The organism is Legionella pneumophila subsp. pneumophila str. Philadelphia 1, from assembly GCF_000008485.1.
Lineage (GTDB): Bacteria > Pseudomonadota > Gammaproteobacteria > Legionellales > Legionellaceae > Legionella > Legionella pneumophila.
This window is the reverse complement of the sequence record NC_002942.5, coordinates 1,045,874-1,058,088: the sequence shown is the minus strand read 5'-3', so window position 1 is coordinate 1,058,088 and position 12,215 is coordinate 1,045,874. Positions and strand designations below refer to the sequence as shown.

The window sequence follows — 12,215 nt, the reverse complement described above, 5'->3', positions numbered from 1 at the left end:
ACCACAGTCTGTAATCCTTTATAAAGGAAAGATGGTACACTATGTTACAGTTTCCCGCATCAAAAATTAGCAAACAATTCATACCTATATTGTGACTCAGCACTGCCAAAAGAAAAAACACCACCCAATTTGTATTCTTTATGAACATCAAGTAATGGTTTCAAACAAGAATCACTGGGAGTATAAATGATCTTTCCTTTATCAATAAGCGCAGTCAAAATAATTACCTGTGGTTTTTCTTCTAAAATCTGCTGGCAAAATAATTCATATCTCTTCACGGCAGGAAATTGTGCCATTTCCTTATTATTCAGGCAGTAAGAATCAATAAAAGTTAATCCGCTTAAAAACGGGATCAAACCAGAATCTGCCAACACCACTCTATCTTGATTCTTGGCATGAGTATTTAACCATTGGACAACACTTTTCCGTAATTGCTCTCCATGTACCGGATTTTGACTAAAGTAGCGATAAGCATCAAGGGACATTTTGGGTATAAATAGTAGCGCCAGAAAAAATGAGCTCACATACAATGCCGCTCTAAAGTAATTATCTTGTTTTTTGAAATAGCTTAATAAAAGATAACTGATACCATTCAAGGTCAGAGGTAACATAAGAGCAAACGCTGGCAAGAACAATCGATTATCAAAAGCGACAACTGGATCGGCATTCACAAGCATTAATAAATAAATAATACCGGGAGACCATAAAAAATAATGCCTTCTGTCCTGAGCATAAAAACAGGCTGGCAAAGCCAGAATAGCAAATGGCCAAATTAATTTGAGATAATTCAAATCCAATGAATAGGATATGCCATTAAAGCCTTTACAATATACAGAGTTAGGAAACAATAACCTGTAATAACTCCAACGCCAAAGAAAATAAGGCAGAAACACCAAACCTATAGTCACCGCAAAAGATACCGCCCCTCTCCATGGCTTCTTGCCTGATAATTTATTCCGGTCCCAACCGATTAAAAGAAAAAAAAGAAGCATCAGCGCTGGTGTTTCAGGCCTGGTCATTCCTGCGAATGAAAGATACAACCCTGACAAGACAAAACCACTTGTCTTAAACTCACCTCTAGGAGCGGGATAAAAATGATATCCTAACCCGCGAAAAGCAAAATAGACTGAACCGCTAATCAGTGCCTGGTAAACGGTCGTTTCAAGGCCGCTAACTGACCAAATAACTTGTCCTTTGTATAGTAAAAGCCAAATGCAGGGGATAAAAGACTCTCGTTTGGTAAACCAAAAGCGGCTGATAAGAAAGATAAAAAGACACGTGGCAAGTAATCCAGCAAACCCGGCGATTTTTAGGGTAAGAACTGGATTAATGTGCAGAATAATTGATATTGCCCCCAAAGCAACAAAGCTGAAATTGGAATAGCCTTCGACCGGCTCAGTGTTTAAATTCCATAATAAGCCATTTCCTGCAGCCCAGTTTTTGGCATACCGCAAAGAAATATACATGTCATCTATAGTGAACGGCCATATGGCCTGGATTTGTAAAACCAGCAAATAAGCAAACAAAAGGATAAACAGGCTGTCATACCAGCACCACTTAGCACTCATCAATTCAATGCCATAAAGGTCAAGATAGCAAAGCACCATAAGTTGATTCGAGATAATCGATCACTTAAAAAAATATTGACTGGATCATCATTCTCTACATCCTGAGTGGCAAGCCAGGCAAAACGCCATAGTGCAATAGCAGCAAAAGGTAAAGTTAAAATGAAAAAAAACGATTCTGCTCTGGCATAAACCGTGTAAAACAGATAAGTAATAAAGCAGGCTAATCCTGTAATGACGATAAGTCTTTGCAGAAAGACTGGATTATATCGGCGTAGAACCTTACGGGTTGAATTTTTCAATCCCAACTGCATTTCCAGTTGTCTTTTATTTAGGGCGATAAATAAACTAAGCAAAGTCGCTGCAACAGTTAACCAGGCTGATATAGCCAAATCAATTCCTATTGTTCCGGCCAAAACTCTGAGCATAAATCCCAAGGCAATACAAGCGACATCAAAAACCGGAATCAATTTTAAAACATGGTTATAAGCAAGATTGATTATCAAATAAATAATTAAAATGACCACCAGCTTTTTTGAAATAAGCCAACCCAGCGCAAGTCCAATAACCATTAATAAGAGCATTACAATGATCGCATCAAATAAAGTGACCTGCTCGCTGGCTATAGGCCTATTGCATTTAAAAGGATGTAGACTATCTTCCGTTCTATCCTGAATATCATTGTAAATATAAACGGCACTTGCAATAAGACAAAAAGATAGTGAAGCCAATAATGCCGGGAACAAATACCCCGGAACAGGAGTATAAATGAAACCGAGCATAACAAAAATTGCTTTACTCCAGTGCGATAAACGAAGAAGTAAAAGATATTGGTATAACTTATCCATGTAACTTACCCTGATGATTTTATTTGCTAATTCCATCATACAAATCTACCCTTTTCTCAAAAACAGCTAAAACAGTTCTGTCATTTCTAATCAAAGTATTAATGACCGCCTCAATCAGGCTACAGGACATGGATTTGTTTTAATTTTAAATTAATTACACCCTATAAGAGTAACATATCTAGCTCAAGGCTAAAAATAGTATAATCGCAAAAAAATCATCATTTCAAAGAGTTAAATCATAAATAAAATCTGTTGCCTTATCTGATTGCAACAATTTAGTAAAAATTAACCAAATCAGATTGCATTTAACCAGCTAATCGGTAAGATAAAAAACACACAAATAAATTTTCAATGGATATGAGGTTATTATGCGCTATATACTGCCAGCAGGAGCTCTAACCAGCCTTAACTTTTTACGCGATGACTATCAATCAGAAAGAAAAGTGGATTTGGATCAACCTCCATCTTTAATCGGAGTACCTACTCTTTTTGGAGGCACTGATGTCATAGCCAGAGATAAACAAACCAAATTTATAAAAAAAATGATTGTTGTCCTTAGAGCAAATCTGGCAAAAGAGGAAGAAATCACAACCCCTGAACAATGGGAAGCAAATTTAACTGCTTCTAGAGTCGTCATCGCAGCCTGTCTATATGTTCAATCGCAAATTTCATCTCCCAAAAATAACTCCGCATTATATCGATTGATTAATAAGGATTTAGGCATTACTGATACAAATTATCTGGATGATGAAGACAAGGAAATCTGCTTTTTAGCTGCCAATAGAGTGGTCAACTCCTCTTTATCCGCATTTAGCGATGCCAACGCAGCCTTGCGCAAAGCCAATATGAAGCCATTTACCGAGCAGGAGTGGAGTGACTTTTCCAAGTTTGTCAGTAGTGTGAGTGTTAAAAAGGTATCTACCAATCCTTACTCGAACTATCCCGTCACATCCATTACTCAACCTTTATTCGGAGCCGCTTTTTCTTATACAGGAGCAACGATTGGTTATCTTGGGGGGGATGTTATTAGCCAATCCTCCAAAGCGATGTCGACCAAACTACAAATTACTACCATGGTGGGAAGCAGCCTGCTGATGCTCGGTACAACAGGGCCTATGGGTGTGGCGTTGTTCTCTCAGATCATAGCAAGTAAATTAGTCACGGCATTTTTCAGTATTAGTTTGGCTCATGTTTTAGGAACAACCATGGGTATTATCGGACAAGGCGTAGGAATGGGCATTGGGTTACCTTTGGATTATGCCTACAGATTAATATGGAAAGCCAGCGCCACTATTATGAATTACTACAGCAACTATCCTAATACCTCTCAAATGACGGGTATTCGTATTGCGGATGGCAAATCCATCATGAATGGCATAGTGATTGAATACACTCCAAGCTCTGATTTAAAAACTGAAGAAGGACAGCAAACAGTTGAAATTACTGAAGAAGGAAAACTTCTTATCAATGGAAAAGAAGTCACTATTCCTGACGGCGGAGTTCAACTTCCACTAGAGTTAATTAATGAATTAAAAGCTCAATTGAAGCTGCAGGAGGAAAAAGTTAGCGAAGAAGACTCTTCCTCTTCCACATTGTTAGCAACTATTTGATGTAGATGAGACAACTATCATTCTGCAATGCGAGTTGAGCCGTGCTATCTGCTCAACTCCACAGGCGCTATCATTAGCAGTATTTCTAATAACGCATTATTACTTGCTCTTCCCCTAAAAGATTGCTCAATAGCCCAATTAACTCATCACTAGGGGTCACACACCATTGTTGGCCAAGATTTAAATTAGCTTTAGCAACACCATTAGCATAAGCCAATTGAACAGCGCACCGTCCTGAATAAGTCTTCAGTAAGGATTGGATAGAAGGCAATACAGCAGCATTGTTTTGATTTAAACGCAACTCCAGACAACGAGCGAATTTTGTTCGAGCTGAAGCGATACTTAAAAGCTGATTGGCGGTCATTTTAACACCACCGTTGTAATCATCAATTGCAACCTCGCCCTCAATTACAAGCATGTTACCCGTCGCCAATGGATCAGAATATTGTTCAAAAATCTCACCAAAAACTACGGCATCAATCCTGGCAGTCGCATCATCCATTCCAATAATCACTAATTTCTTGCCACGTTTGGTGATAATTTTTCTAATTGCTACAACCTGAGCGCAAATAATCGCTTTTTTATGTAAAGACGGATTTAATTGGCTGACAGGAACAATAAAATCTCCCAATTCACGTCTGTATTGGTCAGCAGGATGGCCAGTGAGGTAAAAACCTAATACCTCTCTTTCGCCTTCTAATCGTTGAGCTTCAGACCAGGATTTACTTTCCACATAATTTTGTTCATCCGCTTTGTCCTCTAAAAGGGAGAATAAATCAAATTGTCCACTTGATTGATTTTGATGTTCCTTTTCGGCAACTTTCAGTGCTTTTTCCAAGGACGCTGTTAACACAGCCCTTTCCACTTTCCAAATATCAAAAGCACCACTCTTGATTAAAGCTTCAATCACTCTTCTGTTGACTTTGCGTAAATCCAATCTTTGACAAAAACCAAACAAATCCAAAAAAGGTCCATTCTGGTTTCTCTCCTGAATAATACACTCAATCGCAGATTCGCCAACTCCCTTTATTGCCCCAAGGCCATAAATAATCGTCTTTTCATCGGACACGGTAAAATGATACATGGAGTTATTGATAGAAGGAGGCAACACTTGTAATTTCATGTGCGCGCATTCATCAATAAAAGTTACAACCTTATCCGTGTTATCCATATCAGAGGACATCACTGCAGCCATAAAAGCTGCAGGATAATGTGCTTTTAGCCAGGCGGTTTGATAAGCGACTAAAGCATACGCGGCAGAATGTGATTTATTGAATCCATATCCGGCGAACTTCTCCATTAAATCAAAAATATGGGTTGCTACTTGCTCATCTACTCCTCTCGCAACAGCTCCCTGGGTAAAAATTTCCCTTTGCTTTGCCATTTCTTCCGGTTTTTTCTTCCCCATGGCTCGTCTTAACAAGTCAGCAGCGCCAAGCGTGTAATTGGCCAGAACCTGAGCGATTTGCATTACTTGTTCTTGATAGAGGATAACCCCATAAGTGGGTTTAAGAATTGGTTCCAAGTCTGGATGGGGGTAATCAACTCGAGCCCTGCCATGCTTCCTGTCGATAAAGTCATCCACCATCCCTGACTGTAGAGGACCTGGTCTGAATAAAGCAACCAAAGCAATGATGTCTTCAAAACAATCGGGTTGCAGCCGGCTAATCAGCTCCTTCATTCCTCGAGATTCCAACTGAAATACAGCAGTAGTTTTACATGCTTTTAATAACTCAAAAGTAGAGTCATCACTCGTTGGAATTTGACTAATATCAATTGGTGACAACCCGGCATTTTCGCATTGCTTATTCACTGTGGCCAGAGCCCAATCGATTATGGTTAGTGTTCTTAACCCTAAAAAATCAAACTTGACTAACCCAACCGCCTCAACATCGTCTTTATCAAATTGGCTAACTATTTGTGTTGATCCTTCTTCACAATATATCGCTGTGAAATCAGTCAGCTGAGAAGGTGCAATAACTACTCCCCCAGCATGCTTGCCGGCATTACGAGTAATTCCCTCCAGTTTCAGGGCAAGATCAAATAGCTCTTTTACTTCCTCCTCTTCTTCATATCGTCGGCGCAGCTCTTCTTCCTGCTCCATCGCTTTACTTAAAGTTATTCCTAACTCAAAGGGAATTAATTTCGCAAGCTTATCCACAAAGCCATAAGGATGACCTAAAACACGCCCAACATCTCTCACCACAGCCTTTGCGGCCATAGTGCCAAAAGTAATAATTTGGGAAACACTCTGCCGGCCATATTTCTCTGCTACATATTCAATGACCCGATCACGGCCTTCCATGCAAAAATCAATATCAAAGTCAGGCATAGAAACACGTTCGGGGTTTAAGAATCGTTCAAAAAGCAGCTCATACTCTAAAGGATCCAGATCTGTTATTTTTAAGGCATAAGCAACCAGAGAACCAGCACCAGAACCACGACCTGGTCCTACTGGAACCCCATTTTGTTTAGCCCATTGAATAAAATCAGCAACAATCAGGAAGTAACCAGCAAAGCCCATGTTATTAATAACATCCAGTTCAATTTTAAGGCGTTTGTCGTACTCCCCTCTGGCAGCAAGCAGCTCCCCCTCAGACTTGTCTCTGAATAATTGCTTTAAACGTTCCTCCAAGCCAATTTCAGAAAGATGTGATAAATACGCCTCTACTGTTGTTCCATCCGGTATAGGGAAATTAGGTAGATAATTATGGCCCAGCTCGAGTTTCACATTACAGCGTTTACTAATTTCGACTGTGTTTTGTAATGCACTGGGAAGATCCGAGAATAATAGCTCCATTTCATCTGCTGAGCGCAGATACTGTTGGGAGCTGTATTGTTGAACTCTCCTGGGATCAGCCAACGTGTACCCTTCGTGAATGCATACACGAGCTTCATGAGCATCAAAATCATCCTCATCGATGAACCTAACGTCGTTGGTTGCAACCAAAGGTAATTGCAATTCGTCCGCTAACGCGATCAGCTTCTCATTATAATGCAACTCATCAGCTCTTCCGGTTCGCTGAATTTCCAGATAAAATCGATTCGGAAATAAATTCATCCAATGCAAAGCACGTTTTCTTGCCAAGGTGTCATCATTTGCCAGCAATGCTTGCCCAATATCACCGAACTTTCCTCCGGATAATGCGATTAATCCCTGTGAAAACTCTTGAATCCATTGTAATTGCACCCTGGGTTGGCCATGATATTGCCCTTCCTGATATGCTTTGGATACCAGACAGGTTAAATTTTTATAGCCTGCTGTGTCTTGACATAACAAAACCAAAGAAAAAATGTTATCCGGGGTTTCCAAATCATGGCATGGCAAATCACTACCAATAATGGGTTTGATTCCTGCCTCTGTCGCACTTTTAAATACTTTGACAGCAGCGAATAAATTACAAAAATCCGTTACAGCAACTGCGCTCATACCTCTGGCTGGCAAAGCTTTCATCAATGGTTTAATCTGTACCAAACCATCAACTAATGAAAATTCCGTATGTACTCTTAAATGAACAAAACGTTGTCGCATAGAGAATTAACCCACTCACGATAATTTCGAAACTTTAACCTAAATCCCGGAAATAGGAAACTAACAGATATTGACTATAAATGAGATTGATGTGGGTCAAAAGCATCCCGTACTGCGTCTGCAAACAAGTTCATTGCCAAAACCAATAAAAACATTAACAGAAAGGCTGCAAACATAGGCCACCATACAACAGGGTCACGTGCTAATTCAAGGCGCGCGCCATTAATCATATTTCCCCAACTAATAGTCATGGGTGAAACACCTACCCCTACATAGGTCAATACAGCTTCTGCCAAGACTAAAAAACTGAAATCCAATACCAGGGTGATGATAACAATATGCATGACATTGGGCACCAAATGTTTGCGTACGATAGTAAACCAACTACTGCCTAAGGCACGTGCGGCCAGGACATAATCTATTTCCCGCAATTTTAATGTTTCTGCTCGCAAAAGTCGGCACAGGCTTGTCCAACTGGTTACACCCAGTATCAAGCAAAGAGCTAATAAACGCGCATCGGCACTCTTGGCCAAAGTAGTAAATTGCTCCGGGTGGTTTGCAATATAAGTTTGCAATGACAATACGGAAGCCGTAATCAGCAAAACACCTGGAATGGAGCTTAAAGTAGTATAAACATACTGGATAATATCATCCACAAGCCCACCAAAATATCCTGCTGCAATCCCCAGAAATAAAGCCAATGGCAACATGAAGAGGGTTGTTAAAAAACCAATGATTAGACCCGTTCGCACACTTTTCAAACTGAAATAAAAAATATCTTGTCCGATTTGCCCTGTGCCCAAGACATGAAAGGATCTTGATAATCCGTAACCAATGACGACCGCAAAAGTAAGTACAGCTACAGTCGCTATAGCGCTGATTTGAGTAGAATTTAAAATGAAAGTATTTTTATATCCAAGACTAAGCTTTATTAAAGCGAGTAATAAGCATCCACCCAAAATGACTAAAGCACTGTATGTTATACCTTTCATAAGCACAGATTTGATGATGAGGGATTTGTCCTTTTCATTCTTAATAGAAGCTGGTGGATATTTTAAGCGAGGATAAACCTGAGTTGTAACTCCATTAACCAACTTTGTTTCACTCATAAATTGATTTAAAGCCAAGGGAGCTGAATAAGTTTTCTCATAGGTATTCCCTATAGGTGCAAGAACTCTATCCAATAGAGACTGAGTTTTTTCTGTTTTATCATTGATGAATTTAATATGAATAGAATCCAAAACACCGATGGCTAAAAACAGCAACAACACAATTCCAGCACTGATTGCTAACGGCCTTTGTAAAATGATTGCAAATGACAATTTGATGTGTTGTTTTCTAAGACTCAGCAGAACGGTAAATAAAACCACCGCCAGTAAAGTAAGAAAACATTTGTCAGTCCAAAGCAATTCAAATGTCATTTTTGCCTCATACTCCTTGGTTATCAGGATAATCGCACTCGGGGATCAACTAGGATGTAAGAAAAATCAGTCAGAACCAAGCCTATGATGTAAAGAACTGACCCCAGAAATACCATAGCTCGTACAATAGCAAAATCTTGCTGTTGTATCGCATCAATAATATAGCTACCCAGGCCTGGCACACCAAAAAAAGACTCTAAAACCAAACTTCCCATAAACAAAGTAGGAATGATTACAACAATTCCGGTCAAAATGGGTAACATGGCATTTTTTAATATATGCTTAAATAAAATCCTTTGCTCAGAGAGCCCCTTTGCTCTTGCGGTTTTTACATAATCTTTATTAATTTCTTCCAAAACCAAGGTTCGATACCAACGCGCTCCCGCACCCAATTGTCCCAGAACAGCTACCAGGACTGGTAAAATAGTAAATTTTAAAGCATCGAGGCCATCATCGTAGCCGGAAATAGGGAACCATTTTAATATTTTTCCAAACAGATATTGCCCGCCAATGATGTAAAACAAACTGGAAATGGACATTAGGATAATACAAATAACTACCCCGGATAAATCAAGATAAGTCGAACGGAAAAATGCCATAGCCATAGCAAAAATGATATTCACCAAAACAGCAAATAATAATGTTGGCAGGGCAATGGCAAGGCTTGGCCACATTCTGTAGGATATATCGTGGCTAATATCTCTACCAGCATCCGAGACACCAAAATTAAATGTAAACAACATCAGCGATTTTTGATAAAACAAAGTCTGTCTAAATTGATTAAATCCAGTCTGCTTTTCATTATAAAATAACGGTAAATCATAGCCATGAACCACTTTCCAATCTTCAATGGCTTTTTGCTCTACATGTTTATTACCCAAGTGCATACGTGCCATATCATCGGGAGAATTAACCATGAAAAACAATGCAAAAGTAATAAGATTAATACCAAACAAAATTGGAATCGCATATAAAATTCTGCGGAGTATGTATTTAATCATTTTAATTTTACTCTTTCTGCCGGCTGTTTTTCTTTCTTTAAATAAGTAATCAATAAAGGGATTACCAGAGCAATCAATAGGCCAAACAGCACACCTAAAGGCCAAAATACCGGTTGATTCCAGGATCTTCGCAGTTGGTTACGTTCAGGTACATTAACAGAAACATATTTTAGAGTATTGAGAGAAATCGTATTGGATTTTATATTAGATACCCAATCTTGCGATAAAATAAAGTCTTCAGAATGCATGCCCCATACCCATGGAGCATCATACCGGACAATCGCTAACATCTTATCAATCAGTTTTTGTCTTTGTAGATCGTTAGGGCGATTTTTCATCAAATTAAACAATCTATCAAATTCAGGATTTTCATAATTTGATGCATTTTCACCACCATACTTCACTTTTCCATTTTTCCCATAAAGCAAAAATAAAAAATTTTCGGGATCAGGATAATCGGCATTCCAGCCCCAACTAAATATTTGAGCATGACCTATCCGCATCTTTTCCTGGAAACGATTGTAAAGAGTCGCCCTAATATTCAAATCTATCCCTATATTTGCAAATTGCTTTCGCATCCAGTCAAGCCTTGCTTTATCATCAGGTCCACCTGTCGTCATGACATCATAATGAAGAATCAGGTGTTTCCCAGTTTTCGGATCTATCCCTCTCGGATATCCTGCCTCAACCATTAACTTCTGCGCGTCCTTTAAGGATTTGCGTTTCCTCGCATTATTCACCCATTGATAAACATAGGGATTAATACCCTCTTTTCCTTCCTTGTACCCAAAGATACCAGGTGGAATAGGGCCTTGCGCCGGAATACCTCGGCCATTAAAAAATATGGCAATATTTTCATCAAAATTCACCGCAATAGAAATTGCCTGGCGTAATTTTCGTGCTCTTTTGCTATTGCCCCCAACAACGCTGTCAAGCATATTAAAGCCAGTATAATAGATAGACGGTTCCAGGGTTTGTCTTAAATATATTTTTTTATCTTTCATTTCCTGGCTAAGGATAGGTTCTCCAAAGCGATTAATATGAATAGCCTGATCAAAACTGTCAGCACTTATCCCCGACATATCATAGTAGCCTTGCAAGAATTTATTCCATCGAGGTATGGATTCCTTTTCAAGGGTATAAACGGCTTTATCAATTAAGGGCAAGCGCCTTCCCAGATTGGTTAAATAACCTGCCCGTCTATCGGCATCTGAACCATTGACAGGAAAATACACTTCTCTGAAATTAGGATTTTTCTCCAATATCATGCTTCTATTGGGATTATTTTCAGTCAGCATAAAAGGCCCTGTACCTATAGGATACCAGCCAAAAGATAAGTTCTTATCATCCATATCTTTTTGGGAATAAAATAAGTCCGCTTCCCAAGGAACCGGAGCAAAAAAGGGCATGGCTAACCAAAACAAAAATTGTGTATATTGTCCCTTTAATGTAATCTCAAAGGTATAATCGTCTAATTTTTTAACCCCCTTCAAAGGATACTTACGTAAATCAATAAAAGAATTTTTATTGGCCAATCCTTTAGGAAGACTATCTCCATACTCCTTGAAGCCCAGAATATAATAGCTCATCAATCCATATATCGGAGAACTCACAGCAGGGTTTGCCAATCTTTTAATTTGATAAATGTAATCATCAATGATCAGCTCCCTTGTACCGGTGTATTTAAAATCTGATAACTTGCCAATATCATGCTCTTCCAAATAATCTTCTGGTAAGTGATGATATCGATAAGAGCCATCTTTCTTCTGAGCCAAAGCAGGATGAGGTTGATATAAAATTCCTTTTTTTATCTGAATGGTATAGACACTGTATGCCGGTTTTGAGTTATCTCCTGCCGGAACAGGATTTCCATTAGCATCCAAATATCGAATCTTAGGTAACTGGGTAGCCGTTAAGGGGATTAATTCATAGGGTCTTTTATAGTAATCATATTCCAGCAGTGGCTCGTAGATCTGGGCTATGAAAAGATATTCATTGGAAGAATAGGAACGTGCCGGATCCAGAGTTTTTGGCTGTTCATTAAAAGAAGAATAATAAATATTTTCATTGGCCTCGCTCTCTGGGTAAGGATTATTGAATACCCAAGAACTGCCATAAGCCAAATTGACACAGCAAGGCATTAAAAATAACATGAATTGAATTAACAAATATCGCCGCACTTACTTCCCTCGTGCCAATCAGTCATTATTACAGGTTTAAATACCTACTTCACCTGAT

The 12,215-nt window shown here is 39.0% G+C and carries 7 protein-coding genes; 1 reads left to right on the top strand and 6 read right to left on the bottom strand.

The features are described from left to right. Window positions 1–59: 59 nt before the first annotated feature. Window positions 60–1,607 carry a protein LphB gene (locus LPG_RS04790; RefSeq protein ID WP_010946700.1) on the bottom strand — a complete coding sequence of 516 codons (1,548 nt, stop codon included), beginning with the start codon at window positions 1,605–1,607 and terminating at the stop codon, window positions 60–62. Next, a complete protein-coding gene (locus LPG_RS04785; RefSeq protein WP_010946699.1) occupies window positions 1,568–2,452 on the bottom strand; it encodes a decaprenyl-phosphate phosphoribosyltransferase in 885 nt (294 codons plus the stop codon). The genes LPG_RS04790 and LPG_RS04785 overlap by 40 nt, the downstream gene beginning before the upstream one ends. Before the next feature lie 329 nt (window positions 2,453–2,781). Between LPG_RS04785 and LPG_RS04780 the strand changes: the two genes are divergently transcribed. Continuing rightward, window positions 2,782–4,023, top strand: coding sequence for a lpg0963 family Dot/Icm T4SS effector (locus LPG_RS04780; RefSeq protein ID WP_010946698.1), 1,242 nt, complete (start codon window positions 2,782–2,784; stop codon window positions 4,021–4,023). An 85-nt stretch (window positions 4,024–4,108) separates the two neighbouring features. On the opposite strand, the gene dnaE is transcribed toward LPG_RS04780, so the two are convergent. The 4 genes from dnaE to LPG_RS04760 all read right to left on the bottom strand — a co-directional run bounded on the left by dnaE (window position 4,109) and on the right by LPG_RS04760 (window position 12,130). Then, window positions 4,109–7,555 carry a DNA polymerase III subunit alpha gene (dnaE, locus tag LPG_RS04775; protein ID WP_010946697.1) on the bottom strand — a complete coding sequence of 1,149 codons (3,447 nt, stop codon included), beginning with the start codon at window positions 7,553–7,555 and terminating at the stop codon, window positions 4,109–4,111. Between the two features lie 74 nt (window positions 7,556–7,629). Then, window positions 7,630–8,976, bottom strand: a complete 1,347-nt coding sequence (locus LPG_RS04770) for an ABC transporter permease (RefSeq protein ID WP_016356807.1) — start codon at window positions 8,974–8,976, stop codon at window positions 7,630–7,632. Window positions 8,977–8,999: 23 nt separating this feature from the next. Continuing rightward, window positions 9,000–9,977 (bottom strand): ABC transporter permease, encoded by a 978-nt coding sequence (locus LPG_RS04765; protein ID WP_010946695.1) that lies wholly within the window; start codon window positions 9,975–9,977, stop codon window positions 9,000–9,002. Beyond that, window positions 9,974–12,130: an ABC transporter substrate-binding protein gene (locus LPG_RS04760; protein ID WP_032828680.1), complete on the bottom strand. Its 2,157-nt coding sequence runs from the start codon at window positions 12,128–12,130 to the stop codon at window positions 9,974–9,976. The genes LPG_RS04765 and LPG_RS04760 overlap by 4 nt, the downstream gene beginning before the upstream one ends. Between the last annotated feature and the right edge of the window lie 85 nt (window positions 12,131–12,215).

Excerpts from the sequence above, each read along its gene's own strand:
- LPG_RS04760 (WP_032828680.1), bottom strand. The coding sequence starts at position 12,130 with ATGTTATTTTTAATGCCTTGCTGTGTCAATTTGGCTTATGGCAGTTCT.
- LPG_RS04765 (WP_010946695.1), bottom strand. The coding sequence starts at position 9,977 with ATGATTAAATACATACTCCGCAGAATTTTATATGCGATTCCAATTTTG.
- LPG_RS04780 (WP_010946698.1), top strand. The coding sequence starts at position 2,782 with ATGCGCTATATACTGCCAGCAGGAGCTCTAACCAGCCTTAACTTTTTA.
- LPG_RS04770 (WP_016356807.1), bottom strand. The coding sequence starts at position 8,976 with ATGACATTTGAATTGCTTTGGACTGACAAATGTTTTCTTACTTTACTG.
- dnaE (WP_010946697.1), bottom strand. The coding sequence starts at position 7,555 with ATGCGACAACGTTTTGTTCATTTAAGAGTACATACGGAATTTTCATTA.
- LPG_RS04790 (WP_010946700.1), bottom strand. The coding sequence starts at position 1,607 with ATGGTGCTTTGCTATCTTGACCTTTATGGCATTGAATTGATGAGTGCT.
- LPG_RS04785 (WP_010946699.1), bottom strand. The coding sequence starts at position 2,452 with ATGATGGAATTAGCAAATAAAATCATCAGGGTAAGTTACATGGATAAG.